Annotated in this window: 28 protein-coding genes and 1 riboswitch; of the genes, 18 read left to right on the top strand and 10 right to left on the bottom strand. The window is 68.8% G+C overall.

Going from position 1 to position 26,167, the window contains the following annotated elements:
* Positions 1-40: 40 nt before the first annotated feature.
* From argC to D0Y53_RS06535, 8 genes are all read right to left on the bottom strand, one after another.
* Entirely contained in the window at positions 41-1,054 is a 1,014-nt protein-coding gene (gene argC / locus D0Y53_RS06570; RefSeq protein ID WP_117202415.1) for an N-acetyl-gamma-glutamyl-phosphate reductase, read from the bottom strand.
* A complete protein-coding gene (locus tag D0Y53_RS06565; protein ID WP_117202414.1) occupies positions 1,047-1,655 on the bottom strand; it encodes a GNAT family N-acetyltransferase in 609 nt (202 codons plus the stop codon). The genes argC and D0Y53_RS06565 overlap by 8 nt, the downstream gene beginning before the upstream one ends.
* Positions 1,652-3,013 carry an acetylglutamate kinase gene (locus D0Y53_RS06560; protein ID WP_233511686.1) on the bottom strand — a complete coding sequence of 454 codons (1,362 nt, stop codon included), beginning with the start codon at positions 3,011-3,013 and terminating at the stop codon, positions 1,652-1,654. Before D0Y53_RS06560 ends, D0Y53_RS06565 begins: the two co-directional genes overlap by 4 nt.
* A gap of 81 nt (positions 3,014-3,094) precedes the next feature.
* A complete protein-coding gene (locus tag D0Y53_RS06555) occupies positions 3,095-4,177 on the bottom strand; it encodes an acetylornithine deacetylase (protein WP_117202412.1) in 1,083 nt (360 codons plus the stop codon).
* 108 nt (positions 4,178-4,285) lie between these two features.
* The gene (locus tag D0Y53_RS06550) at positions 4,286-5,476 is read right to left on the bottom strand and encodes an argininosuccinate synthase (RefSeq protein ID WP_117202411.1); all 1,191 of its coding nucleotides are present in this window, start codon (positions 5,474-5,476) and stop codon (positions 4,286-4,288) included.
* A gap of 20 nt (positions 5,477-5,496) precedes the next feature.
* Positions 5,497-5,976, bottom strand: coding sequence for an OsmC family protein (locus tag D0Y53_RS06545; RefSeq protein WP_117202410.1), 480 nt, complete (start codon positions 5,974-5,976; stop codon positions 5,497-5,499).
* A 2-nt stretch (positions 5,977-5,978) separates the two neighbouring features.
* Positions 5,979-7,016 carry an N-acetylornithine carbamoyltransferase gene (locus D0Y53_RS06540; protein WP_117202409.1) on the bottom strand — a complete coding sequence of 346 codons (1,038 nt, stop codon included), beginning with the start codon at positions 7,014-7,016 and terminating at the stop codon, positions 5,979-5,981.
* 314 nt (positions 7,017-7,330) lie between these two features.
* On the bottom strand, positions 7,331-7,843 hold the full coding sequence (locus D0Y53_RS06535; protein WP_233511685.1) for a glycine zipper 2TM domain-containing protein: 513 nt from the start codon (positions 7,841-7,843) through the stop codon (positions 7,331-7,333).
* 103 nt (positions 7,844-7,946) lie between these two features.
* Between D0Y53_RS06535 and cysS the strand changes: the two genes are divergently transcribed.
* The 3 genes from cysS to D0Y53_RS06520 all read left to right on the top strand — a co-directional run bounded on the left by cysS (position 7,947) and on the right by D0Y53_RS06520 (position 11,150).
* Complete coding sequence (cysS, locus tag D0Y53_RS06530; protein WP_117202408.1) at positions 7,947-9,350, top strand: cysteine--tRNA ligase; 1,404 nt, start codon at positions 7,947-7,949, stop codon at positions 9,348-9,350.
* Between the two features lie 97 nt (positions 9,351-9,447).
* Entirely contained in the window at positions 9,448-9,885 is a 438-nt protein-coding gene (locus D0Y53_RS06525) for a SufE family protein (RefSeq protein ID WP_117202407.1), read from the top strand.
* Positions 9,882-11,150, top strand: a complete 1,269-nt coding sequence (locus D0Y53_RS06520) for an MFS transporter (RefSeq protein ID WP_117202406.1) — start codon at positions 9,882-9,884, stop codon at positions 11,148-11,150. Before D0Y53_RS06525 ends, D0Y53_RS06520 begins: the two co-directional genes overlap by 4 nt.
* A gap of 117 nt (positions 11,151-11,267) precedes the next feature.
* Here the strand turns inward: D0Y53_RS06520 and D0Y53_RS06515 are convergent, their stop codons facing one another.
* Entirely contained in the window at positions 11,268-11,984 is a 717-nt protein-coding gene (locus D0Y53_RS06515) for an RNA polymerase sigma factor (RefSeq protein ID WP_117202405.1), read from the bottom strand.
* Positions 11,985-12,024: 40 nt separating this feature from the next.
* Complete coding sequence (gene folE, locus D0Y53_RS06510) at positions 12,025-12,666, bottom strand: GTP cyclohydrolase I FolE (RefSeq protein ID WP_117202404.1); 642 nt, start codon at positions 12,664-12,666, stop codon at positions 12,025-12,027.
* A 177-nt stretch (positions 12,667-12,843) separates the two neighbouring features.
* On the opposite strand from folE, the gene D0Y53_RS06505 reads away from it, so the two are divergent.
* The 15 genes from D0Y53_RS06505 to D0Y53_RS06460 all read left to right on the top strand — a co-directional run bounded on the left by D0Y53_RS06505 (position 12,844) and on the right by D0Y53_RS06460 (position 26,166).
* Entirely contained in the window at positions 12,844-14,358 is a 1,515-nt protein-coding gene (locus tag D0Y53_RS06505; protein ID WP_117202403.1) for an FAD-dependent oxidoreductase, read from the top strand.
* Between the two features lie 12 nt (positions 14,359-14,370).
* The gene (locus D0Y53_RS06500) at positions 14,371-15,243 is read left to right on the top strand and encodes a patatin-like phospholipase family protein (protein ID WP_117202402.1); all 873 of its coding nucleotides are present in this window, start codon (positions 14,371-14,373) and stop codon (positions 15,241-15,243) included.
* A 684-nt stretch (positions 15,244-15,927) separates the two neighbouring features.
* Positions 15,928-16,626, top strand: coding sequence for a phospholipase D-like domain-containing protein (locus D0Y53_RS12630; RefSeq protein ID WP_147319021.1), 699 nt, complete (start codon positions 15,928-15,930; stop codon positions 16,624-16,626).
* 87 nt (positions 16,627-16,713) lie between these two features.
* The gene (locus tag D0Y53_RS12625; protein WP_147319020.1) at positions 16,714-17,259 is read left to right on the top strand and encodes a hypothetical protein; all 546 of its coding nucleotides are present in this window, start codon (positions 16,714-16,716) and stop codon (positions 17,257-17,259) included.
* A gap of 92 nt (positions 17,260-17,351) precedes the next feature.
* The gene (locus D0Y53_RS12620; protein ID WP_147319019.1) at positions 17,352-17,834 is read left to right on the top strand and encodes a GIY-YIG nuclease family protein; all 483 of its coding nucleotides are present in this window, start codon (positions 17,352-17,354) and stop codon (positions 17,832-17,834) included.
* A gap of 57 nt (positions 17,835-17,891) precedes the next feature.
* Positions 17,892-18,710, top strand: a complete 819-nt coding sequence (locus D0Y53_RS12615; RefSeq protein WP_147319018.1) for a hypothetical protein — start codon at positions 17,892-17,894, stop codon at positions 18,708-18,710.
* A 123-nt stretch (positions 18,711-18,833) separates the two neighbouring features.
* Positions 18,834-19,346: a hypothetical protein gene (locus D0Y53_RS12610; protein WP_147319017.1), complete on the top strand. Its 513-nt coding sequence runs from the start codon at positions 18,834-18,836 to the stop codon at positions 19,344-19,346.
* Between the two features lie 81 nt (positions 19,347-19,427).
* Complete coding sequence (locus tag D0Y53_RS06490) at positions 19,428-19,853, top strand: SHOCT domain-containing protein (RefSeq protein WP_117202401.1); 426 nt, start codon at positions 19,428-19,430, stop codon at positions 19,851-19,853.
* A gap of 102 nt (positions 19,854-19,955) precedes the next feature.
* Positions 19,956-20,660, top strand: a complete 705-nt coding sequence (locus D0Y53_RS12605; RefSeq protein ID WP_147319016.1) for a hypothetical protein — start codon at positions 19,956-19,958, stop codon at positions 20,658-20,660.
* A 70-nt stretch (positions 20,661-20,730) separates the two neighbouring features.
* Positions 20,731-21,093 carry a hypothetical protein gene (locus D0Y53_RS12955; RefSeq protein ID WP_199492011.1) on the top strand — a complete coding sequence of 121 codons (363 nt, stop codon included), beginning with the start codon at positions 20,731-20,733 and terminating at the stop codon, positions 21,091-21,093.
* A 26-nt stretch (positions 21,094-21,119) separates the two neighbouring features.
* Positions 21,120-21,512: a cupin domain-containing protein gene (locus D0Y53_RS06480; RefSeq protein ID WP_233511684.1), complete on the top strand. Its 393-nt coding sequence runs from the start codon at positions 21,120-21,122 to the stop codon at positions 21,510-21,512.
* Between the two features lie 10 nt (positions 21,513-21,522).
* Positions 21,523-21,990: a DUF1810 domain-containing protein gene (locus D0Y53_RS06475; protein ID WP_199492010.1), complete on the top strand. Its 468-nt coding sequence runs from the start codon at positions 21,523-21,525 to the stop codon at positions 21,988-21,990.
* A 124-nt stretch (positions 21,991-22,114) separates the two neighbouring features.
* Positions 22,115-22,247: riboswitch (molybdenum cofactor riboswitch) on the top strand.
* Positions 22,239-23,222, top strand: coding sequence for a GTP 3',8-cyclase MoaA (gene moaA, locus D0Y53_RS06470; RefSeq protein ID WP_117202534.1), 984 nt, complete (start codon positions 22,239-22,241; stop codon positions 23,220-23,222). (Overlaps the previous riboswitch by 9 nt.)
* Positions 23,223-23,254: 32 nt before the next feature.
* Positions 23,255-24,529, top strand: coding sequence for a molybdopterin molybdotransferase MoeA (locus D0Y53_RS06465; RefSeq protein ID WP_117202399.1), 1,275 nt, complete (start codon positions 23,255-23,257; stop codon positions 24,527-24,529).
* 233 nt (positions 24,530-24,762) lie between these two features.
* On the top strand, positions 24,763-26,166 hold the full coding sequence (locus D0Y53_RS06460; RefSeq protein WP_117202398.1) for a NarK family nitrate/nitrite MFS transporter: 1,404 nt from the start codon (positions 24,763-24,765) through the stop codon (positions 26,164-26,166).
* Position 26,167: the final 1 nt, after the last annotated feature.

The raw sequence follows: 26,167 nt of genomic DNA, 5'->3' as shown, positions 1-26,167 counted from the left end.
CGCCGCGATCGGAAACCACCATGTCGTCGCTCCGGGAGCGTCATCGCGGCGGACGCCGCTCCTGCGCCCGGGGAACGGGGATGCCGGCGAATTCGGGTAGGCCGAAGGCCAGATTGAGGTTCTGCAGCGCCTGGGTGGCCGCACCCTTGAGCAGGTTGTCCTCGGTGGCGACCACCACCAGCCGGCGGCCGTCCGCGGACAGGGCGAAGCCGCCGATCTCGTCGTGGTGCCGGCCGGCGATGCGACTCACCCACGGCGCCTCGTCGACCACGTGCACCAGCGGCTCGCCGGCGTAGCGGTCGCGGTAGCGCGCCTGCACCTCGTCCAGGGTGAAGGGGCGCGACAGGTGCAGGTTGGCGGTGATGGTGATGCCGCGGAAGTGTGGGGCCACGTGCGGCATGAATTCGACCGGATGGCCGAGCCGGCGCGAGACCTCGCGCTCGTGCACGTGGCCGGTGAGCGCGTACGGCATCAGGTTGTCGCGCAGCTTGTCCGGATCGTTCCGGTCCGAGGGCGTGGTGCCGGCGCCGGAATAGCCGGACACCCCGAAGCACTGCACCGCGCCGTCCAGCGCGTCGCGCATCGGCGCGATTGCCAGTTGCATCGCGGTCGCGTAGCAGCCGGGATTGGCGATCCGGCGCTGGCCGCGATAGTCGCCGCGGGTCAGCTCCGGCAGGCCGTAATACCAGGCCTCGTCGAAACGGTAGTCCGCCGACAGGTCGACGAGTACGGGATTGGAGGCCGCGGGATCGGCGCCGGCGGCGTCGAACGCGGCCACGCAGGCCGCCGCCTTGCCGTTGGGCAGCGCCAGCACCACCGCCTCGGCGCCCAGGCCCGGCAACTGCTCGTGCGTCGGCGCGCTGTAGCGCAGCTCGCCCAGAGGCGCGGCGAGGCCGGGGTCGGTGAGGTGCTCGGCGACGCGCTGCCCCGCCAGTTCGCGCGAGGAAACGAACACCAGCCCGAACCGCGGATGCGCGGCCAGCAGCCGGACCAGTTCCGCGCCGGCGTGGCCGCGCGCGCCGACGATGCCCACCCCGATGCGCGGCTCAACCATGGGCGTGCGCCTCCAGTTTCTGCCGCAGCCCGGCTTTTACCGCCGGCCATTCGCGGTCCAGGATCGAGAAGTTGACGGTGTCGCGCAGGCTGCCGTCGCGATGCCGCAGGTGCTGGCGCAGGATGCCTTCCTCGCGCGCGCCCAGGCGCGCGATCGCGGCGCGCGAGGCGGCGTTGCGGGTGCTGGTCTGCAGGCCTACCGAGGCGCAGCCCAGCGCCTCGAACGCATGCTCGAGCAGCAGCAGCTTGGCCTCGGTGTTGAGCCCGGTCCGCTGCACCGAGCGCGCGTACCAGGTGTAGCCGATCTGCAACCGCGGCGTGGCCGGCAGCAGGTCGTAGTAGCGGGTGCTGCCGACGATGCGGCCCTGCGCGTCGCGCACGACGAAGGCGAGCGCGCTGCCGGCGGCCTGCATCGCCAGCGCCGCCGCGATCCACGCCTGCGTCTGTTCCGGTTCCGGCACGTTGGTGTACCACAGCTCCCACAGCCGGCCGTCGGCCGCGGCCGCGCGCAGGCCGTCGGCATGCGCCGGCTGCAGCGGTTCCAGCGTCACGTGCCGGCCCCGCAGCGTCGGCGGCGTGGCCCAGTCGGCCGGGGCGCTCATGTCCGCTCCTGCTGCTGCACGGGTTCCTCCAGCGTGGCCGGGCGCGTGCGGCAGTGCTCGACGCAACGCGCGATCGTCGCCGGGTCGTCGAAACCGTACCAGAACACCTTCCAGCGCGGCTGCTTGATGCAGCCGTCGCACTCGGCGAAGTAGAACGCATTGACCGGGTTGCCGAGCCGCGAGCGCCAGAACAGGCGCGGTACCTGCGCGCGCATCACCTGCCACACCGCGCGCCCCAGGCCTTCGCCCTGGGCCTCGTCGAGCACCGCGAACTTGTCCAGGTAGACGCCCGGCTCCGCAAGCCCGAGGTCCTCCTGCGTCAGGATCACCGCGGCGCGATAGTTCTCGCTGACCCAGGCGCGGTACAGCGCGGTGCGCTGGAAGTAATCGGCGGCCAGCCGGCGTCCGAACGCGGATTCGATCAGCGCGCGCAGCCGCGGCAGGTCGAGCTGCTCCCAGGACGCCGCCTCCAGCACGCGCTCGCCGCGCCGCACCAGGGTGCCCGAGCCCTTGTGGGTGAACAGCTCCTTGGCCAGTTGCGCCGGGCGCGTGATCGACACCGACGAGGCCGGCGGCAGGCCGTCGAGCAGCTGCTTGACCTGCTCCAGCTTGAGCCGCATGCCGCCGTCGATCCACGGCTGCGCCATCAGCTGCGCGTACTCGGTGGTCAGGTTGATCGAGTCGATGATCCGGCCCTCGCCGTCCAGCAGCCCGCCGGTGCCGGTGAGGAACACGATCTTGTACGGCCGCAGCTCGCGCACCAGCGCGTTGGCGGCGTAGTCGGCGTTGACGTTGAGGATCTGCCCGCCGGCGGTCTCGCCGAGGCTGGCGATCACCGGGATCGAACCGGCCTGCAGGCTGGCCTGGATCGGCGCCAGCTGTACGCCGCGCACGTTGCCGACCAGGCCGAAGGTGTCGCGGTCCATGTAATCGGCTTCGAACACGCCCGACACGATCGACGTCGCGCGCGCGTCCTGCGCCTGCAGCGCCTCCACCAGGGTCAGGTTCTGCCGGTGGAACACGCGCCGCACCACCGCCAGCGCCTGCGGCGAGGTGACGCGCAAGCCGTCGACGGTGCGCTTTTCGATCCCGGCCGCGGCGAGCTCGGCGTCCAGCTGCGGGCCGGCGCCGTGGACCACGATCGGGGTCAGGCCCACGTCCTGCAGGAACGCCAGCGAGGAGGTCAGCGCCGCGAGGTCGTCGCGCAGCACCGCGCCGCCGACCTTGACCACGGCGAAACGCGCCGCGTCCAGCTGCGAAAAGCGCTTGAGGTACTGCGAGATCTCCTTCGCGCTGCCCATGCTGGAGAGCAGGCGGACGATGGTCTGGCGGGTTTGCAGGTCGTGGACGGGGCTCATCATGTCAATGGTCTTGCGGGAGCGGCGCGAGCCGCGATGCCTTATGAAGATGATTGGATTGGATCGTGGCTCACGCCACGCCTACAGCGAGAGGATCCGGGCGACGTTGCCGGCGTAGCGCTGCAACTGCTCCAGCGCCACCCACTCGTCGGCGGCGTGCGCCTGGGCGATGGCGCCGGGCCCGTAGACGAGCGCGGTCATGCCGGCGCGCGAAAACAGCGAGGCCTCGGTCCAGTAATCGACCGCATCGCCGACCGGCAGACCGAGCGTGTCGGCAAGGTCGCGCGCGGCCAGCCGCTGCACCTCGGCCGTGGTCTCGTCGCCGGCCGGCAGCGGCGGGCCGCGGAAGGTTTCCTCGTAGCGCTCCAGCGCGCCGGGCGCGGCGCAGCCGCCGAAGCGCAGGTGCAGCTCGTCGATGTCGTGCGAGGGCAGCGGGCGGAAACCGAAACGCACCTCGGCGCTGGGTGCGACGACGTTGGCCTTGATCCCGCCTTCGACCCGGCCGATGTTGAAGCGCAGGCCGGCGAGGCCGCCGAAGCGCCGCTGCGCCTCGCCGTCCACCAGCTCCAGCGCGCGCGCGCCCCAGCGCATGGCCTGGTGCAGCGCGCTGGCCTCCAGCGCGGCGGCGCCGGCGGCGTGCCCGGCCTCGCCCTTGAAGCGCAGCCGCACCGAGCTGATGCCGCGGTGGGCGAGCACCGCCTCGCAGCCGGTGGGCTCGGCCACGATCGCCTCGGCGTAGCCGTGCGCGGCGCCGAGAAAGGCCTCGATGCAGCGCGCGTCGTTGGCTTCCTCGTCGCTGCTGAACAGGAACGCGGCGTCGCCCGTGGTCGCCCGCGCCGCCGCCAGCAGCCCCGCCGCCGCGCCCTTGATGTCGCAGGCGCCCAGGCCGATGGCGCGCTCTGCGGTCACGCGCAGGCGCAGCGGGTCCGCGCTCCACGCCGGCGACGCCGGCACCGTGTCCAGGTGCACGTTGAACACCCGCGACGGATTGCCGCGCACCGCCAGCAGCGCCAGCGCGCCGTCGCCGTGGTCGCTCAGCGTGCAGCGGAAGCCGGGCAGCTGCGCGCGGACGTAGTCGAAGATCCCGGTGCCGATGCGGCGCGGCGGGTTGCGGGTATCGAAGGCCACCAGCGCTTCGAGGTGGCGAAGGACGTTGTCGAGCATGGGTCGGTCTGCTTTGGCTCGTCGCTCCCGCGCAGGCGGGAGTCCAGTGGTTCTGACTTCATCGGCACCGGACGTGCCTCCCCGCCTGCGCGGGGAGGACGTCGGGCGTCATCGGTTGACCTTGGCCCACAGCGTGCTGCTCATGCCGAACAGCTGGATGAAGCCCTCGGCCTCCGCCACGCCCCAGTCCGCGCTCTGCGCGTAGGTCGCGCCTTCGGCGTTCAGGATGTGCGGCGAGCGCACCGCGACGGCATCGACCCGGCCGCCGCGGGTCAGCAGCACGACCTCGCCGTTGACCACGCGCTGCGACGAGGCCAGGAACGCTTCCAGGTCGGTCTTCAGCGGGTCGTGGAAGAAGCCCTCGTACACGAGCTCCACCCACTTGCGCGCGACGTCCGGCTTGAAGCGGTTCTGCTGCCGGGTCAGCACCGCCTCCTCCAGCGCGCGGTGCGCCACCAGCAGCGCGGTCAGGCCCGGCGCCTCGAACACGATCCGCCCCTTCAGGCCGATGGTGGTGTCGCCGGTATACAGGCCGCGGCCGACGCCGTACTGCGCGAACATGGTGTTGAGCTGCGCCAGCAGCTGCGCGCCCGGCAACTCCTTGCCGTCCAGCGCCAAGGCCTCGCCGGCGACGAAGCGCAGCGTCGCCTGCAGCGGCTCGGCCGGCCATTGCTCGCGGCGCGCGCACCAGCCGCGTGCGCCCTCGCCCGGCACTTCCCAGCGGTCGATCTCGCCGCCGGACAGGGTGATGCCCAGCAGGTTCTCGTTGATGGTGTAGGCCTTCTGCCGCGCCTGCACGCCGAAGCCGCGCTGCTCCAGGTAGGCCTGCTCCCAGGCGCGGGTCTGGGTGTGCTGCTTCTGGATTTCGCGGATCGGCGCGACGATGCGGTAATCGCCCGAGGCCTTGACCGCCAGGTCGAAGCGCACCTGGTCGTTGCCCATTCCGGTGCAGCCGTGGGCGATGGCGTCGGTACCCAGGTCGCGCGCGCGCGCCAGGGTGGCGTCGACGATCAGGTAGCGGTCGGACACCAGTAGTGGGTACTGGCCCTGGTAGCCCTCGCCCGCCCACACGAACGGCTTGACGAAGCCGTCCCACAGCGCCGGCCCGCCGTCGACGGTGACGTGCGAGGCCACGCCCAGCTCGGCCGCGCGCGCCTCGATCGCCGCGCGCCCGGCCGCGCCCACGCCGCCGGTATCGGCAAACACGGTGTGCACGTTCCAGCCCTGCTCCTTCAGGTAGGGCACGCAGAAGCTGGTGTCGAGGCCGCCGGAAAAGGCGAGGACGATGTCTTGGGCCATGGGATGCGGTCCTGGGGGGATCAGGCGGTGGCGACGACGATGCGCGGCTCGCAGCGCACCGGGAAATTGACCGAACTGGCGATGAAGCAGGCGTGGTGGGCGGCCTCGTGCGCGGCCAGCGCCTGCGCCGGATCGCTGTCGGCGGCGATGGTCACGACCGGGCGCAGCACCACCTCGGTGAAGCGGCCGCCGGCGCCGGCGGTCGCCATCGTGCCCTCGGCGGCATCGCTGTAGGCGGTCACGACCACGCCGGCCACCGTGGCCATATGCAGGTACGACAGCATGTGGCAGGTGGACAGCGCGGCCACCAGCAGGTCCTCGGGATTGTGCCGGCCGGGATCGCCGCGGAAGGCGGGGTCGGAGGATCCGGCCAGGGCGGGCTTGCCCGCGATGCGGATCTCGTGGTCGCGGCTGTAGTCGCGGTACCCCCGGGTGCCGGCGCCGAGATTGCCGGTCCATTCCACATCCACGCGATAACGGTGCGGGTGTGCGCCGGCCATGCTCATTGCCCTCCTGCCAGTGTGGTCATCACCGCCTTCTGCACGTGCAGGCGGTTCTCGGCCTCGTCGATGGCGAGGCAGCGCGGCGAATCCATCACCGCGTCGGTGGCCTTGACGTTGCGGCGCAACGGCAGGCAGTGGCTGAAGACGGCGTCGTTGGTGAGCGCCATCTTGGCCTCGTCGACGATGAAATGCCGGTAGCGGTCGCGGACGGGTTGCTCCGCCTCCCAGCGGCCGAAGTACGGCAGCGCGCCCCAGCTCTTGGCGTAGACGACGTCGGCGCCGGCGTAGGCGCTTTCGATGTCGTGGCTGACCTGCAGCGAGCCGCCGCTCTCGGCGACGTTGGCCGCGGCCCAGCCCATGTAGCGCTCGTCGAGCACGTACTCCGGGGTCGGGCACAGCAGGGTCACGTCCATGCCCAGGCGGGTGGCGATGGTCAGCGCGGAATTGGCCACCGCGGTGTTGAGTGCTTTCGGGTGGTAAGTCCAGGTCAGCACGTACTTCCTGCCGCGCAGGTCGGTGGTGCCGAAGTGCTCCTGCAGCGCCAGCGCGTGCGCCAGCTCCTGGCAAGGATGGGTGATGGTCTCCATGTTGATCACCGGCACCGTGGCGTATTGCGCGAAACCGCGCAGCACCGTGTCCCGGCGGTCCTGCGCCCAGTCGAGGAATTTCGGGAACGCGCGCACGCCGATCAGGTCGGCATAGCGCGACAGCACGCGCGCGACCTCGGCGATGTGCTCCTCGGCCTCCCCGTCCATCACCGTGCCCAGCTCGAACTCGATCGGCCAGGCGTCCTTGCCCGGCTGCAGCACCACGGCATGGCCGCCGAGCTGGAACGCGCCCAGCTCGAAACTGGTGCGGGTGCGCAGCGAGGGGTTGAAGAACACCAGCGCGATCGCCTTGCCCCGCAGCGGCTGCTCCGGCAACGGCAGGCCCGCGGACGCGCCGCCGCGACCCGCGCGCCTGAACCGCGCCGCCAGCGCCAGCAGCGCATCGAGCTCGCTGCGCGAGCAGTCCTGGGTGTTGAGGAAATGCTTCATGGAAGTCTGGAACCTTGGGCCTGGAATCTCGGGTCTGGAGTCTGGAATCCGGGTTGCGGGAGGGTCGGCGGCGGAAAACGAAAAAGCCCAGCACGCAGGCTGGGCTTTTTCCGGTCGAGCGACGCGACGGCGCTCCGGCTACCCAGCGGGATGGCGGGATTCCGGTCGGCGCGCGCGCGAGGTCATGGCTGCCGCCATGCGGGCGGAAGTCAGGACCACGGCGGCGGCGCAGGGGCTGGACATCGGACGCGCATCCTCGCACGCAGGTTGCGGCCTGGCAAGGCCGCCGCGCCGCAATCCGGCGCGCGGCGCGCTCAACGTTCCTCCGGCGGCGGTACGTACGGGGTGATCGCCACCTGCAGCCGCAGGCGGTTGCCGGGGTCGTAAGGCAGCCGCGAGCGGTAGCGCATGCCCTTGAAGACGTAGTCCACGTCGTAGGCGATCGGGCGCCGGAACTGGCGTTGCACCGGCACCAGGCGGCAATCCTCCGCCGCCGGTGGATCCTGCGGCGGCGCGTCCTCGGCATCGTGGGTCAGCGCCTGCCGGACCGCGCCGACGATCCGCGACAGCCCGCGCGGCGGGTCCCGCGGCGGCACCACGCGGTCGTCGCAGTGCTGCTCCATGCGGGTCGCGGTCAGGGTCTGGAACACCGGCTCCACCCGCAACACCTGGGCGTAGGCGGTGCGCACGTTCTGCTTGGGGATCACGGTCTCCTGCGCGGCCGCCGGCAGCGCCAGCGCGGCGAGCAGCAGGGCCGCCAGCCACCGGCGCGCTGCGGGCAGCCCCGGCGGGGTACGACGCGGCAGGGGCTGGGAGGGGCGGTTCACGAGGCGCAAAGTGTAGGCGCTGGCGGCCCGCAAGGGCTGAATCGATGCTGTCGCGGGCCGCGCGCGACCGCTAGAATTGGCTTCCTTCCGCGCCATCCCCCGCATGAGCCTGCACCTGTACAACAGCCTGACGCGACGGCTGGAGCCGTTCGTGCCGCTGGACCCGGCCTGCCCGACCATGTACTTGTGCGGGCCCACGGTCTACAACTACGTGCATATCGGCAATGCGCGCGGACCGGTGCTGTTCGGGGTGCTGGCCGAGCTGCTGCGCCGGCGTTACGGCGCCCTGCGCTACGCCCGCAACATCACCGACGTCGACGACAAGATCAACGCCGCCGCGCAGCAGCTGGGCGTGCCGATCGCGACCATCACCGACAAATACGCCGCCGCCTACCGCGCCGACATGGCCGCGCTGGGGATCGCGCCGCCGGACCTGGAACCGGCCGCCACCGCGCACATCGCGCAGATCGTGGCGATGATCCAGCGCCTGATTGCCGGCGGCCACGCCTATGCGGCCGACGGCCACGTGCTGTTCGCGGTCGCCAGCTTCCCGGACTACGGCAAGCTCTCGCGCCGCGACCCGGAGGAGATGCTGGCCGGGGCGCGGGTGGACGTGGCGCCGTACAAGCGCGATCCGGGCGACTTCGTGCTGTGGAAGCCCTCGAGCGACGACCTGCCCGGCTGGGACTCGCCCTGGGGCCGCGGCCGCCCGGGTTGGCACATCGAATGCTCGGCGATGGCCGCCACCCACCTGGGCCAGACCATCGACATCCACGCCGGCGGCGTCGACCTGCAGTTCCCGCACCACGAAAACGAGATCGCGCAAAGCGAATGCGCGCACGGCGGCCAGCCGTTCGCCCGCTACTGGCTGCACAACGGCATGCTTGAGTTCGGCGGCGCCAAGATGTCGAAATCGGTGGGCAACATCGAGAAGGTGCACGACCTGCTGCAGGCGCACCCGGCCGAGGCGTTGCGCTACGCGCTGCTGTCGGCGCACTACCGGCAGCCGCTGGACTGGTCGCCGGCGCTGATCGAGCAATCGGTGCGCACCCTGGACCGGCTGTACGGCACCCTGCGCGACCTCGCCGACGTGGACGCCGCGCCAACGATCCCGGCCAGCATCGAGGCGGCGCTGGACGAGGACCTCAACACCCCCGCGGCCCTGGCCGAGATCGCGCGCATCGCCACCGAGGCGCGCTCCCTGCGCAACGCGCTGGCCCATGGCGCGGAGGATGCCGATGCGACGCGCGCGCGGCTGGCGACGCTGAAAGCCGAGCTGCTCGGCGCTGGCCTGGCGCTGGGCCTGCTGCAGCAGGACCCGGCGGCGTGGTTCGCCCGCGGCGCCTCCGAGGGCGACGACGCCCGCATCCAGGCGCTGATCGAGGAGCGCAGCGCGGCCAAGCGTGCGCGCGATTTCGCCCGCGCCGACGCCATCCGCGCGCAGCTCGCGGCCGCGGGCATCGCGCTGGAGGACACCCCGCAGGGCGTGCGCTGGAAGCGCGCATAATTCGCAACGACCGCAGCGGCGGCGCAGGCCGCGCGGCGCTGCGCCCCACCGGATCGCGGTTCCCGCCGCTCCCCGACCGCAGCAGGACGAGATTTCCGTGAACGATGCCGCCTTCCCCCTCGAAGCCACCACCGCGCAGGCGCAGGCCGCCATCGCCGAGGAATTCGGGTTCTTCGACGACTGGTCCGAGCGCTACCAGTACCTGATCGACCTCGGCCGCCGGCTGCCGGAGTTCCCCGAGGCCTGGAAGACCGAGGAGCACCGCCTGCACGGCTGCCAGTCGCTGGTGTGGATCGTGGCCTCCGGCGACGCCTCGCGGCTGGAGTTTGCCGCGATCAGCGACTCGGCGATCGTCTCGGGCCTGGTGTACCTGGCGCTGCGCGTGTATTCCGGACGCCCGGCGGCCGAGATCCTGGCGACCGAGCCCGACTACATCGCCGCGATCGGGCTGTCCAAGCACCTCTCGCCCACCCGCAGCAACGGCCTGGCCGCGCTGCTGGCCTTCATCCACGACACGGCGCAGCGCGCACAGTGAACCAGGCCGCGGCGCCCGCGTCCGACGCCCGGCCGCCCGAGTCGCCCCTGCGCAGTCGCGGCTTCCTGGGCCTGCTGGCCTACCGCTTCCTGGCGATCCTGTCCTACCAGATCGTCGCGGTCACCGTCGGCTGGCACGTCTACGAGCTGACCCACAACGCGCTGGCGCTGGGCCTGATCGGCCTGACCGAGGTCATCCCCTACTTCTGCTTCGCGCTGTTCGCCGGCTACCTGGTCGACATCCTGCCGCGGCGCAAGCTCGGCATGGCCGCGTGCGTCGGGCTGGTGGCGAGCTCGCTGATCCTGGCCGCGGTGGCCGGCGGCACGCTGCCCGCCGGGCTCGGCGGCTTCGGCACCTTCACCATCTACGCCGCGATCGCGCTCAACGGCGTGGTCCGCGCCTTCCTCGGCCCGGTCAACGGCGCGTTGTTCGCGCGCGTGCTCAAGCGCGAGCAGTACGCGCGCGGCGCGGCGATCGGCTCGGTGGTGATGCAGACCGGGCTGGTAGCCGGCCCGGCGATCGGCGGCGTGCTGGTGGGCTGGAGCGGCATGGCGCTGGCGTACACCGTGGCCGCGGCGCTGGCCGCGCTGGCGGCGGTGGCGATCATCACCCTGCGCGTGACCGAGCCGCCGGCGCCGACCGAGCCGGTGCCGGTGTTCAAGAGCATCGGCGAGGGCATGCGTTTCGTGTGGAAAACCCAGGTGCTGCTGGGCGCGCAGGTGCTGGATATGTTCTCGGTGCTGTTCGGCGGCGCGGTGGCGCTGCTGCCGGCGTTCATCACCGACATCCTGGACGCCGGCCCGGAAGCGCTGGGCCTGCTGCGCGCGGCGCCGGCCGCCGGCTCGATCCTGATCGCGCTGTGGCTGTCGCGGCGGCCGCCCGAGCGCGGCGCCGGCCGGCTGTTGCTGGCCGCGGTCGCCGGCTTCGGCCTGTGCATCATCGGCTTCGCGCTGTCCACGCAGCTGTGGCTGTCGGCGCTGCTGCTGATGGCTTCGGGGATGTGCGACGGCGTCTCGGTGGTGGTGCGCTCCACGATCATGCAGCTGGCCACGCCCGACCACATGCGCGGCCGGGTGGCCTCGATCAACGGCATCTTCATCGGCTCGTCCAACGAGCTGGGCGCGTTCGAGTCCGGGCTGGCGGCGAAACTGCTGGGGCTGGTGCCGTCGGTGATCTTCGGCGGCTGCATGACCCTGGGCGTGGTCGCGGCCACCGCGCGCTTCGCGCCGAAGCTGCGGCGGCTGAACCTGCGCGAGCTGCACTGAAGCGCCGGGCGCCCGCGGGTGCGGGCGCGGACGGGCAATCGCGACTGGCGCCGCTCCGGCGAACGGCAACGGCAGCGGCGCGCGGGCATCCGCGGGGACGGCGGCAGGCGCCGACGCTCAGGCGGCCGGCGGCAGCGGCGGCCGACCCTCCAGGCGCTGCATCACCGTCTCGGTGACGCGGTCGCAGCGCGGCCCCAGGAACGGGAACGCATCGCCCAGCGACGTCGCCAGGCTGTCGTGCAGGCTCGCGCGCAGCAATCGGCGGGCGCGGTACAGGCGCGTCTTCACCGTTTCCGGGCGCAGTTCCAGGCTGGCCGCGGTCTCCTCGACCGTGCATTCCTCGATCTCGCGCAGCACGAACACGATCCGGAACGGCTCCGGCAGCTCGTCCACCGCGCGTTCCAGCAGCCGCCGCATCTGCTCGCGCGCCGCCGCCGCGGCCGGGTCCTCGCTGCCGAACCGCGACGGGAACGCGAGCACGCGCCCGCCCTCGGCCTGCGCCGTCTCGACCTGCTCGATGTCCACCGTCGGATGCCGCCGCCGCACGCGGCCGTAGGCCTCGTTGAGCACGATCCGGGTGAGCCAGGTCAGCAGCGACGCCTCGCCGCGGAACGTCGCGAGTTTTTCGTATGCGTGCACGTAGGCCTCCTGGACCACGTCCTCGGCTTCGTCATCGTTGTTGAGCACGCCGCGGGCGACGCGGAACAGGCGCTGGTTGCTGCGGCGCATGATGTGGCGGAACGCCTGGCGGTCGCCGTCGCGCACCAGCGCGACCAGGTCGGCGTCTTCCAGCGCGGCGTAATCGCGGGCGCGCGTATCGTGGGACTGCAGCATGGGATGGCCTCCTCGTCTCCCGGCCCGGGCGCCGGCACGGTCAGTCTGCGCGCCCGGCGCCCAGCAGCGCCAGGATCTCGCGCCGCGCCGGGTCCTGCTCGAAGGCGCCCAGCAGGCGCCGGGTCACCATCGCCACGCCCTGCATGCCGATCCCGCGCGAGGCGATGCACTCATGGGTGGCCTGCACCACCACCGCGACCCCGCGCGGCTGCAGCACTTGCTGCAGGGTGTCGGCGATCTCGGCGGTCAGGCGCTCCTGGATCTGCAGCCGCCGCGCGTAGGCGTCCACCAGCCGGGCCAGCTTGGAGATGCCGACCACGCGCTCGCCGGGCAGGTAGGCGACATGGGCGACGCCGCGGATCGGCGCCATGTGGTGCTCGCACACCGAGCGCACCGGGATGTCGCGCAGCAGCACGATGTCGTCGTAGCCGGCGCGGTCGAAGGTGCGGCCGAGGATCGCCTCCGGGTCCAGTGCGTAGCCGCCGAACCATTCCTCGTAGGCGCGCACCACCCGCGCCGGGGTGTCGGCCAGGCCCTCGCGCGCCGGGCGGTCGCCGGCCCAGCGGATCAGGGTGCGGACCGCGGCCTCGGCCTGCTGGCGGGTGGGGCGCACACTGTCGGCGGTGTCCGGCGCCGCCGTTGCCGGCGTGGCCTCGACGATCTGCAGGCGGGCGTCAAGCATCGGAATGTCCTCTCACGGATGGATACTCCTGCAGATGCGCCAGTAGCCGCGAGGTTCCCGACCGCGCCGCGGGCCCCGCCGCAGCCCCGCGGGAACCCGCCGCGACCTGCCGCATCCAATCCGTGCCGCCCGCGCAAACGGGCCCGTCATCGTCGTTCCACCCTCAGGAGATCCGCCATGGCCCACACCGACACCCCGCCCCCCGGCCCCGACCTGCGCCAGGGCGTGCCCCTGGCCGACGTGCCGATGGCCGGCGTGCTCGCCGGCCACGTCGACGGCGAGGCGGTGCTGCTGGCGCGGCTGGACGACGGCATCCACGCGGTCGGCGGCCACTGCACCCATTACGGCGCGCCGCTGGCCGAAGGCCTGGTGAGCGACGGCGAGATCCGCTGCCCCTGGCACCACGCCTGCTTCAGCCTGCGCACCGGTGCGGCGCTGCGCGCGCCGGCGTTCGCGCCGCTGCCGCGCTGGCGCACCGAGGTCGTCGGCGACACCGTGTTCGTGCGCGAGGCCGATACCGCGCCGCTGCCGGCGCCGCCGGCCCCCCGCGCCGCGCCGCAGCGGATCGTCATCGTCGGCGGCGGCGCCGCCGGTTACGCGGCCGCGCTGCGCCTGCGCGAGCTCGGCTACGACGGCAGCCTGACCATGCTCAGCGCCGATCCGGCCGCGCCGGTCGACCGCCCCAACCTGTCCAAGGACTACCTCGCCGGCACCGCGCCGGAAGACTGGATCCCGCTGCAGGGCCCGGAGTTCTACGCCGAGCAGCGCATCGGCCTGCGCCTGGCCTGCGAGGTCGCCGCGATCGACCCCGCCGCGCACGAGGTGCGCACCGCCGCCGGCGAGCGTTTCGGCTACGACGCCCTGCTGCTGGCCACCGGCGCCGAGCCGCGGCGCCTGCCGACCCCCGGCTTCGAGCACCCCAACGTGTTCGCGCTGCGCTCGCTGGGCGACGCCCGCGCGATCATCGCCGCCTGCGCACAGGCGAGCTCGGTGGCCCTGATCGGCGCCGGCTTCATCGGCCTGGAAGCCGCGGCCGCGCTGCGCGCACGCGGGCTCGCGGTGCACGTGGTGGCGCCCGAAGCGATCCCGATGGAACGCATCCTCGGGCCCGAGCTCGGCAGCCTGTTCGCCGACCTGCACCGCGCGCACGGCGTGGTCTTCCACCTGGGCACCACCGCCAGCGGCTACGACGGCCAGGCGCTGACCCTGGCCGACGGCAGCCGGGTGGTGGCGGACGTGGTGATCGTCGGCGCCGGCGTGATCCCGCGCACCGCGCTGGCCAGCGCCGCCGGGATCGCGGTGGACAACGGCATCCTGGTCGACGCGCAGCTGCAGACTTCCCTGCCCGGCCACTACGCCGCCGGCGACGTCGCCCGCTATCCGGTGGCCGGCGGCGAGCGCGCCCGGGTCGAGCACTGGGTGCACGCGCAGCGCCAGGGCCAGGCCGCCGCGGCCAACCTGCTGGGCGCCAATGCGGCGTTCGCCGACGTGCCGTTCTTCTGGACCCACCACTACGACCTGGAGCTGCGCTTCACCGGCAACGCCCAGGGCTGGGACGAGGTCCGCATCGACGGCGCGCTGCCCGCGCACGACTTCACCGCGCGCTACTACCGCGGCGGCCGGCTGATCGCCGCGGCCTCGGCCGGGCGCGACGCCGAAAACCTGCGGATCGAAGCGCAACTGCAGGCCTGAGCGCCCGCCGCCATGTCCACGCCCGCCCCGCGCAAGACCGCCTTCGTGCTGGCCGGCGGCGGCAGCCTGGGCGCGGTCCAGGTCGGCATGCTGCAGGCGCTCGACCGCGCCGGCCTGCGCCCGGACTTCGTGGTCGGCGCCTCGGTCGGCGCGATCAACGCCGCCTACTACGCTGCCGCCCCGGACGCGGCCGGCATCGCCCGGCTGCAACGCATCTGGCTGGGCCTGCGCAGCGCCGACGTGTTTCCGTTCTCGCTGCTGGGCACCGCGCTGTGCCTGGCCGGGCGCCGCGACCACCTCGCCTTCCCGCACCGCCTGCGCACGCTGATCGACGCGCAACTGCCCTACCGCCGGCTGCAGGACGCGCCGCTGCCCTGCCACGTGATCGCCACCGACGCGCTCGACGGCACCGAGGTGGTCCTGTCCGCAGGCGACGCCGCGCAGGCGCTGCTGGCCAGCGCCGCGATCCCGGCGGTGTTTCCGGCGGTGACGGTCGACGGACGCGCGCTGATCGACGGCGGCATCGCCAGCAATACCCCGATCGCGGCCGCGTACGCGCTGGGCGCCAGCCGCGTGATCGTGCTGCCCACCGGCCTGCCGTGCGCACTGCGCGCGCCGCCGCGCGGCGCCGTCGCCATCGCCCTGCACGCGCTCAACCTGCTGGCGATGCGGCAACTGCTGGCCGACGTCGACCGCTTCGCCGACCGCTGCGAGCTGGTGGTAGTGCCGCCGCTGTGCCCGCTGGCCACCAATACCTACGATTTCTCCAAAACCGCCGAACTCATCCAGCGCGCCGAAACCGACACGCAGCGCTGGCTGCAAGGCGACTGGCAAACCCGCGACCCGCGCTGGGCGCTGCTGCCGCACCGGCACCGTGCCAGTTGACTTCGCCATCGACCGCGCCGGTCGGTCGCAGGCCCTGAGCCAGCGGCAGGCGTAGACTCGGCCAAAAGGGGACCTAGCCTTGGGGGAACAAGGCCGGATCATATGGCGGGAATCAAACCGGATTGGGCGGCGGGATTAGGCTGCATCAGCAGCTGCAAGCGCTTGTTCGCGTGACGGTGTCCCTACCTGCGGCCGCCGCCACGACCTGTTGCGTGGCACGCTTAATCCGCCTTTGCCGCAACCGAATGATGTTAGGCCTGCGAGGGAGCGAAGGAATGAGTTGTCCAAAATGCGGGGCAGCGAACGTGGAGGCCCGCAACTACGGGCGCCGGACTGGCACTGCAGTAGGCGCTACGGCCGGCGGCATCGCAGCAGGAGGGACTGCATTGGCCGGAGCAGTAGTGGGAGCCAAAAATGGCGGCGAGTTGGCGCTTCATTTCACGGAAGACTCCACAATTCCAGTCCAGGCTGTGGCCACAATCGCGGGAGCAGCAATCGGCGCCATCGCTGGAGCTACAGCTGGCGCGCTTGCCGGAGCAAAGCTGGGCGAGATAATCGACGACAATGTCCTCGATAATTTCTTCTGCCATACATGTGGCCATACCTTCTCGCAGCAGGCCTAACAATTCATTCAAGCCGAAGCCGCTGCGCGGCTCGGCCTAATTCAGGCGTTAGATTGCCAACATGACTCCACGGCTACTTCTGGAACAAATCAATTTGCTGCTCGAAAGTCCGCCTCCAACGGATAGTCGGATCGCTTACCAGCGCGAACACTTTCAATGGCTAGGCAAAGCGAATGCGCTTGTTGCCGAGTGGAATCCACGCGAAGCGATCGGCTTTAAGATGGCTTCGGACTGGGCAGCGGGAAATCTTAATCGAAGCTCTAACGTCGGCCAGATCCTTACGACGCTTCACACCGCGGCGGCCTCTTTAGAACAGTCATTGCCGGAACCAGAGGGTCAAGTATTTGGCCCAGGTGCCGTATATGACTTCTTCCGCGCATTAAACGACGTTGTCTCATCAGCCGAGCACTCGTTGCTGGCGGTCGATCCATACATGGACGCACAGGTGTTCGATGCTTACTTGAGCAACTGTCGACCAGGTGTCGCCGTCCGGTTATTGGCTAGCCGCTACGCGGTAAGCGTCGCCGCGGCTTCCGTCGCGTTCCGCCAGCAACACAATGCCAACCTTGAGGTCCGCTCCACTCGCGAAATACATGACCGTTTGATTATTGTTGATCAACTTCATTGCTGGGTACTAGGCGCCTCGATTAAGGATGCTGCGGACAGGAAGCCCACATACCTTGCGCCACTGCCTACTGAACTAGTTGCGGCCAAGGTCGCGCTCTATGAGGGTGTTTGGGCTAATGCGCAGGGAATCTAACAATTCATTCAAGCCGAAGCCGCTGCGCGGCTCGGCTTAATTCAGGCGTTAGCGCTTATGACAGTTCCACAGTGGGCCAGCATCGTCTTGATCGCACTGCTAATTGGGGCAGCAGCGTTCGCATTCTGGCAGGGATCTACCCTAGTGGATGAGCTTCTAAGGCTGAAGCAGCGCAAACTCTTTCGAGAGGATATTGCCCTTTCGCTGATGCACAAGGGAAAGTCACTCACCCTCCAGCATGTTCAACAGATCGCTGAGACTCGGAACGTAACGCAACTCGATATCCAGAGAACTCTTAGGGTACTACTGCGTGAAGTTCTGGCGGAACGGAATCTGAGCCTATGCCCACACCAAGACTGGCTCGAGTCGCTGCTCCGCGAGATGAAAGACCGCGAGCCGTTTGAAGGTCTGCCTAGCGAGATTCGCATCCATTTAGAGCGACTGCGGGAAGAAATGCCCGCCAGTTCTCATAAGCTGGAGCCGCTTACAACTCAGATTCGCGAGCTAGTGGCCCTGAAAGGGCGCGAGTACCGTCTGCAAAAGTACTACACCGTCGGCGGCTTCATTCTCGGGGTAATTGGCCTCGGCTTTGCAGCGTACGCATACTGGTTTCCTGTGGTTCCGAAGCCCTAGCTGGCGAGCATCTCGGCTAAGCGCTAACAATTCGTCCAAGCCGACGCCGCGCGACGCGGCTTAACTCAGGCGTTAGGCGGCAAAGGGACTCAATGACGAACTTCGCGAACCACGAAATAGCTGCATTTTTTGATGCGCGCCAGGCTGAGCTGCTTGACCTCTCGCGGCGAGTACCGATGACCTTTGCTCGCGAATTTCGCATCAACCTCCCAATAGAAGGAGGCGTTTACGTCTTCTTCTTTCAATCTAGTGTTTTCTATGTAGGCGAAACGACGTCTATTCGGCAGCGCATCGGTATGCACATGCGCAATCCCGAGAATCATGTGCTGGCCCTGAAGATTGCACGTCATCTTTACGACCGTTCTCATGGGCTTGGAGCTGCTGGATCCCAGAAAAAATTCTCGGAGCAGCACAAAGAATCTACTCGCCAATGGATCCAAGAACATCTTCACGTTTGCTATGTCCCTATGCTCCTTGGGCGCAAAGAGCTCGAAGAACGATTGGTTTGTCAGCTCAATCCGGAGTTCAACAAGCGCTATCCACAACTTCCAACGGTGGCATCGGTTGCCGCCTAACAGTTCGTTCAAACCGAAGCCGCTTCGCGGCTCGGCTTAATTCAGGCGTTAGGCGGCATGGCACACGTTCTCGATAGCCGAGGGAAAAAGATGCGTATCACTCAGACGACGCTTGCGGCTGCAACCATCGGACTGCTTGTCGCAGCGTGCGGACAAACCGAGCCCGCGCCGCCAGTCAATCGGCAGGGCACCACTGTTGCGGCGGCGCCGGCCGTGCCTTCGACTTCTTCGCCGCCACCGGCGCCATCCGCGCCTCTTGGCGATCTAAAAGTGGAAAGCATTGCCGAATTCGGTCAAGCACTGACGCTAGGGCCGCTAATTGTGTTCAGGCAAGAAGGCGGATACCTGAGCATCCAAAAGCGCTTCCATTCGAGGGGGAACGAAATCGCTTTAGTCAGGAATAGCGAAGGGGGCTCAGGCACCATTGACTCCTACTTCTTCGTGGAATTTGGACCTCATTTGAAGCCGGTGGTGTCAGAGGCGTTCGCTGCAGCCGACGGAGCGGAGATTTCCCCCAGGCAACTTGCGGACGGAATTCATGTCGACCTTCGGTTCAATGAAGGAATGCACGAAGATTTAACTTACCGCAATGGAAAGCAATTGATGAAGCGGACGCCGCTCCATTCAAAAGTTCCGGGAGACGAAGACACATGCAACTATTTGTATAACGAGATATATGTGAATTACGTGCGGGGAGGAGACTGCAGCAAGGAATTCGATGAAGACCTTGCAATGAGCTCTGTTCGCACCTACAACGCGGTGTCCAATGATCCACGTTTTTCGCTAGACGACTTCGCGGAGATGTCAAAGAGTTCGTGCGCCGCCCGAAGTCCTATGGCGTACAGTGAGTTCAAAAAACGAGTCTGCGGGTACTAAGTGATGCCGCCTAACAAGTCGTCCAAGCCGACGCCGCTTCGCGGCGCGGTTTAACTCAGGTGTTAGGCATCTTCTGACATGTCCCCAGTACTCAATTGGTTGGGATCAGCCCCGCAAGGTGCTGTGGCAATCCTCACGGCAGCACTCGCGGCCTTGGTCGCGGTTACCGTCGCATTGTTAACGCAGTGGATCCTTGGGAGGCGTGCTAGAACAGACCTCCTCACGAAAAAGCTTGAGGAGCTTTACCTAGCGCTCAATGAGGTGTCTGCACACAACGTGAAGCGGGCTGAGGAAGTCCTACCTTATGCAGCAAGCGGGATGCATCGTATCCAGAAGCCCGTCGGCTCGTCCGTGAAACGCCAAGCACTCGATCTCCACAAGAGAATCGTAATGCTGGTGCGGCTCTACTTCCCTAAGTTGTCCTCGACACATCAGCGCGTCTTCCGCTGGAACAGTCGCGTGAATGAGTTGATCCATAGAATTGAATCCGGGATACCGTCGTCAGAGAAAGAGCTATTACAGCTTTCTGGTGCTTACGGCGACGCATTAGCCGCGATGGAACAGGAGATCATCACGAACAGGCGCCTGCTAACCAAGGACGGCTTGTTGCTGAGACGGTATCGGTCAGATGCCTGACAATTCATTCAAACCGAAGGCGTTTTGCGGCTCATTCTAATTCAGGCGTTAGACTTTCCTCAGTCAAAAAGGAGGCCCCCCATGAAACGCGCAATTGCTCTTGCGTTGGTTCTTCTTTGCCCAGCAGCTTTTGCCGGAAATACGGGCGTCATCCCTGACGGGCCTGATTCCTACTTGATCATGCGCACGGGAAAGACCGGATTTGTTTCCTCAAGCTCTCTTCAAAAGAAGGCCTACGAGGAAGCGTCTCAGTTCTGTCAGTCCAAGTCTCTCGTGATGCAGACCATCTCAATGACGTCTAAGCGCGCAAGGCCGCTCGGTGGTTTTCCTGAGGCCACGCTGCGGTTCCGATGTGTTGGTCAGGCCGGCTCCGCATCTCAGAGTGCACCCACTCCAGGCTCCGGTGACAAATACATCCAGCTTGAGCGCCTTAAGGGTCTGCTTGACTCTGGCGCCCTTACGCAAGATGAGTTTGACCGCGAAAAGGCCAAGATCCTCGCTCAGTAAATAGCCAAGGGTCTGACAATTCATTCAAGCCGAAGCGGAACTTTCTTCGGCTCAGTAGACGCCCATATCTAATCCATGTCTAACCACAGGAATCACACGCACATGCAAGACCTTGAAGTCGAACTGTCTCGTTTGCGGAAATCACACAATCGCCTCAAGGTACTGGTCGGTTCCATATTGCTGTGCATGTGTTCAGCTCTACTTATCGGCGCAACGTTGATTCCTGGCAATGCAACATTCGCGAGCATCGATGTGCAGCGCATCAACATCAGGGAGCCTGACGGGACTCTGCGTCTGACCATCTCGAACAAGTCGTCTTTCCCCGGTGCGTTCATCAAGAACAAGGAGGTCAAGCACCCGCGGGATGTGGCAGGATTTCTGTTCTTCAATGACGAAGGAACCGAACAAGGCGGCCTGATTTACAACGGAAGGCTTGCGAGCAATGGGAAACCTTCCAGTGGATTGAGTCTGACATTCGACCGTTACCAGCAAGATCAACAGATGCAGTTGCTTGGCGTCGATGATGATGGGACGCACTTTGCGGGGCTCACCTTCAATGACGTTGCTGATGGCCTGGAGCGTCCGGTGTTTTCAGCCAAGGACAAGGCAGAGAGCGCGGCAGGGAATCACGCAATCACAAAGCGTTTGTTTCTGGGCAAGGGGCCGAGCCAGAACTCCACCCTGCAATTACTTGATGGAGAAGGGAAACCCCGGCTTGAACTTCGTGTTACGCCCGCTGGGGAGGCTCGGATTGTGTTCCTGGACCCCAACGGGAAACCGACGAGAGAAATCACGGGTGAGCGCTAACGCGTCATTCAAGCCGAGTCCGCTTCACGACGCGGCGTGATCCAGGCTGAACGATCATAGTCAGACAACCATGACCGCATATCGGGTGAAATTCGATTTCGTCGCTCACTTCACCAACGGCGGCAGCCTGTCGGGGCAGGATTTTCGTCTGGATATTCCGGGTAGCGACATCGCGGATGATGCGCTGGCGGCCTATCTCGTCCAGGACATGCGCTTGCTCATGGCCGGCCGGGTGAACATCACCAACAAGCAGATCATCGCAGAGCCGCACAAGCGCGGGGCGATCGCGACCGCGGGGCTGCCCCACTCGACCGTCGACCTCGCGGCGAGCAGCCTGTCGGCCGCGGAGCTCGTGGCTCGGGCCAGCAACCATCCCGTCCGGGTGATCGCTGCCGACGGCGAGAGTTACGTACTCTCCAGGCTGGTGGACTGACCACGCGCTGGATCCGGCGCCACGGCATGGCGAGGCTCGATTCGACGGTGGGCCGGCTTATGGCGCAAGGCATCTCGGATATCTCCACGGCAGAGCACTACACGTGGGGTGGCGTGTGCGACGGCTGGCGCTTGCTCGACGACCCGGCGCTCAGCGTCATCCAGGAGCGCGTTCCGCCACGCGGCGGGGAGGCCCCGCACTTCCACGTGCGGGCACGCCAGTTCTTTTACGTGCTCTCCGGCACCGCCACCATGGAGTTCGGGGACGAGAAGGTGACGTTCGGCCCGAACCAGGGGCTGCACGTGCCGCCCAATACCCTCCATCGGCTCGTCAACTACTCGGACGCGGATGTCGTTTTCCTGGTGGTCTCGTCCCCCACCACGGCCGGCGATCGCATCAACGTGCCGGGGCCGGCCTAGCGAGCGCCGAGTGGCCGCCCTGGACGACGACGCGCCCCCGGCCCGCGCCGACGCGGACGACCCGCACGACCTGCGGCGTTTCCTGCAGGCGCAGGAGGACACCTGGGCCGACGCGCTGGCGGAGCTGCGCGCCGGCCGCAAGCGCACGCACTGGATGTGGTTCGTGTTTCCGCAGCTCGCGGGGCTGGGGAGCAGCGCGATGGCGCAGCGCTACGCGATCGGCAGTCGCGCCGAGGCCGCGGCCTACCTCGCCCACCCGGTGCTGGGGCCGCGGCTGCTGGCGTGCTGCGAGGCGGTGCTGGCGCTGCGCGGGGTGTCGGCGCGGGAGCTGCTGGGCACGCCCGACGACCGGAAACTGCAATCCTGCGCCACCTTGTTCGCCGCCGTGGCGCCGGCCGGGTCGGTGTTCGAGCGCGTGCTGGCGCGCTATTTCGACGGCCGCCGCGATCCGGCGACGCTGCGGCGGCTGGACGGCTGAGGCGGCGTGCAGGCGCCGTGGCGGCCGTGCGCCGCGGCGGCGGCGGCGGCCGCGGCGCATTCTTGATCCAACTCAAGGTTCCGCGGCAGCGCTGCGTCAAGAATGGCGCCGCGGCGCGGATCCCTCCGCGCCGCAACTCCGAGTCGGCGGGCCTGGGTTCCTGCGGGAAGACGGCCCACCGACCGAGGCCGCAAGGCCGAGGGTGGTCGCGGAAACGCGGCCGCCTCCCGCTGGAAAGGAGTGACAACATGGCCGCGCTCACCGACCGGCATGGCCGGAGCTTTCCGTACCTGCGGCTGTCGCTGCTGGAGGCCTGCAACTTCCGCTGCAGCTATTGCCTGCCCGACGGCTACCACGCCGCGGCCGGCACGCCGCGCTGGCTGGGCCGCGAGGAGATCGCGCGGCTGCTGCGCGGGTTTGCCGCGGTCGGGCTGCGCAAGCTGCGCCTGACCGGCGGCGAGCCGAGCCTGCGCACGGACCTGGCCGAGATCATCGCCGACGCCGTGGCCACGCCCGGGATCCAGACCGTGGCCATGACCAGCAACGGCATCCTGCTGCGGCGGCGCTTTGCGCAGTGGCGCGCGGCGGGGCTGTCGGCGCTCAATGTCAGCCTCGACAGCCTCGACGACGCGCGCTTCCACGCCATCACCGGCCGCGACCGCGGCGCCGAGGTCCGCGCCGGGATCGAGCTGGCGCTGGCCAGCGACCTGCCCACGCTCAAGCTCAACGCGGTGCTGCTGCGCGGGCTCAACGACGACGAGTTGCCGGCGTGGCTGGATTACCTGCGCACGCGCAACCTCACCGTGCGCTTCATCGAGCTGATGCAGACCGGCGACAACCGCGACTACTTCCGCCGCCATCACGTCCGAGCCGAGGCGCTGGAGCAGTCGCTGCAGGGCCAGGGCTGGCAACTGCTGCCGCGCGCGGCCACCGCCGGCCCGGCGCGCGAATACGCGCACCCCGGCTTCCGCGGCCGCATCGGCATCATCGCGCCCTACTCGCGCGACTTCTGCGCCGGCTGCAACCGCCTGCGGGTGACCGCGCACGGGGACCTGCGGCTGTGCCTGTTCGGCGACTTCGGCATTCCGCTGCGGCCGCTGCTGCAGTCCGATGCGAGCCTGGACGAGCTCACCGCCACGCTGCACGCGCAACTCGGCCTGAAGCAGGCCGGCCACGGCCTGCACGAGGGCCGCACCGGATTGACCCGGCACCTGGCGTCGATCGGAGGATGATGCGACGCGATGACCATCCACAGGCTCCCCGCATGATCGCTTACGACGACGCCCTCGCCCGCATCCTGGCCGCCTGCTCGCCGCTGCCGGCGGAAACGGTGGCGACCTCCATCGCGCTGGCGCGGGTGCTGGCGCAGGACGTGGTCAGCGCCGCCGACCTGCCGCCGTTCGACAACACCGCGATGGACGGGTTTGCGCTGGCTACGGGCGGCGCCGAACTGGCGGCGGGCAACGAGTTCGTCGTGGCCGGCTCGCAGGCCGCCGGCGACGGCGACGCGCAGGCCGTGGTCGGCGCCGCCTGCGAGATCATGACCGGCGCCTCGCTGCCGGCCGGACTGGACGCGGTGGTGCCGGTGGAACAGGTCGCGGTGCTGGCGCGCGACGGCGACGGCCGCCCGTGCCGGATCCGGCTGCAGGCGGCGGTGGTGCCCGGCGCGCACGTGCGCCGTCGCGGCCAGGACGTCGCGCGCGGGCAGACCGTGCTGCGCGCCGGCACGCGGCTCGTGCCGGCAGCGCGGATGCTGCTGGCCGCGCTCGGCGTGGCCGAGGTCGCGGTGCGGCCGCAGGTGCCGGTGGCGCTGCTGAGTACCGGCCGCGAGCTGGTCGACGATCCGCGGCAGCCGCTGGCGCCCGGGCAGATCCGCAACAGCAACGGCCCTTACCTCGGCGACCGCCTGGCCGAGGCCGGCGCCGCCGTGGTCCATCGCGAAACCGTGGCCGACGATCCGCAGGCATTCGTCGAAGCGCTGCAGCGCGCGCTCGCCGCCGGCGCGCAGGTGCTGCTGAGCACCGGCGCGGTGTCGATGGGACGCTACGATTTCGTCCCCGACGCGCTGCGCGGGCTGGGCGCGGAACTGGTGTTCCACAAGGTCGCGATCCGCCCCGGCAAGCCGCTGCTGTTCGCGCGCCTGCGCGGCGGGCAGCTGTACTTCGGCCTGCCCGGCAATCCGGTGTCCAGCGCGGTGGGCCTGCGCTTTTTCGTCGAACCGGCGTTGCGCGCGTTGCTCGGGCAGGCGCCCGAATGCGCGCTGCAATTGCCGCTGGCGGCGCCGGCGCGCAAGAAGCCAGGGCTGCGCTTTTTCCAGAAGGCGCGGGTCGCGCTGGCCGACGACGGGCGCGCGCAGGTGCAACTGCTGGCCGGGCAGGAATCCTTCCGCATCCAGCCGCTGCTGGCCGCCAACGCCTGGGCGGTGCTGGCCGAGGACGCGGCCGAGTTGCCGGCCGGTGCAATGGTGGCGGTGTACGGACTGGGTGCCGACGGCGTGCTGCTGGCGGCGCAGGCCGACGCCGCCGTCGAGGCGCCATGACGCGCTGACGTCGTCGGCTCCCGGCGTACCGGCGCGCACGGGAGCGCATTGCGGTCGATCGTGGTGATCGGCCGCTAAAACGTACCGAAATGGTCGCAATTTGCGCCCTTGACCGGCATCAAGACGGGGGGGAGATTGCGCCCCTAGACTTGCGCCGCCTCGAGCCCGGTGGCCGCGCGAAAACGCGTTGCCACTGGCGACAAGACCGGATTTCGCGACCCCACGAGACCGTCATGAACGCACGCGCCGCCGATCATCGGCCCCGCCCCGGCACGGTCCTGCGCACCTGGCAGCCGGAAGATCCGGCGTTCTGGGCCGCCACCGGCAAGCGCGTCGCCGGCCGCAACCTGGCCATCTCCATTCCCAACCTGGTGCTGGCGTTCGCGGTCTGGATGATGTTCTCGGCGGTGGCGGTGAGCCTGCCGAAGATCGGCTTCGCCTTCAGCACCGACCAACTGTTCTGGCTGACCGCGTTGCCGGCGCTGTCCGGCGCGACCTTGCGCATCTTCTATTCGTTCATGGTGCCGCTGTTCGGCGGCCGCCGCTGGACCGCGATCGCCACCGCGCTGCTGATGATCCCGGCGGCCTGGCTGGGGATCGCGGTGCAGGACCCGACGACGCCGTTCTGGCAGTTCGTCGCCATCGCCATCCTCTGCGGCCTGGGCGGCGGCAACTTCGCCTCCTCGATGGCCAACATCTCCTTCTTCTATCCCAAGGCGCGCCAGGGCTACGCGCTGGGAATGAACGCGGGGCTGGGCAACCTCGGCGTGTCGCTGACCCAGTTCGTGATCCCGCTGGCGATCACCGCCGGCGTGTTCGGCGCCTTCGCCGGCCCGCCGCAGGCCGGCGCCGACGGCCCGCTGTACCTGCAGAACGCCGGCTTCGTCTGGCTGCCGTTCCTGCTGGTGTGCGCGCTCGTGGCCTGGTTCGGCATGAACGACCTGGCCAGCGCGCGCTCCAGCCTGGCCGAGCAGGCGGTGATCTTCCAGCGCAAGCACAACTGGTTGATGTGCTGGCTGTACACGGGTACGTTCGGCTCCTTCATCGGGTTTTCGGCAGGATTCCCGATGCTGATCGGGACCCAGTTCCCGGAGGTCGAGCCCATGACCTATGCCTTCCTGGGGCCGCTGGTGGGAGCGCTGATGCGCTCGGTCGGCGGCTGGCTGGCCGACCGGCTCGGCGGCGCGGCGCTGACCTTCTGGGTGTTCACGCTGATGATCGCCGGCGTGTTCGGCGTGCTGCATTTCCTGCCGCGCGACGGCGTCGGCGGCCACTTCCCCGGTTTCCTCGCCTGCTTCATGGGCCTGTTCGTGCTGACCGGCATCGGCAACGCGTCGACCTTCCGCATGATCCCGGTGATCTTCCGCACCCTGCACGAGCGCCTGTCGGCGGGCCTGGACGCCGCCGGCAAGGCCGCGGCGCAGCGCCAGGCCGGGATCGAATCGGCGGCGGTGATCGGCTTCAGTTCGGCGATCGGCGCTTACGGCGGCTTCTTCATTCCCAAGAGCTACGGCTCCTCGATCGCGGTGACCGGCGGCCCGCAGGCGGCGCTGTACGGCTTCATCGTCTTCTACCTCAGCTGCCTGGCGGTCACCTGGTGGTGGTACTACCGGCGCGGCGCGGAAGCGCCGAGCTGAT

Origin of the sequence: Cognatiluteimonas weifangensis (genome assembly GCF_003416885.1) — a bacterium.
Taxonomy (GTDB): Bacteria; Pseudomonadota; Gammaproteobacteria; order Xanthomonadales; family Xanthomonadaceae; genus Cognatiluteimonas; species Cognatiluteimonas weifangensis.
This window is presented reverse-complemented; position numbering and strand designations above follow the sequence as displayed.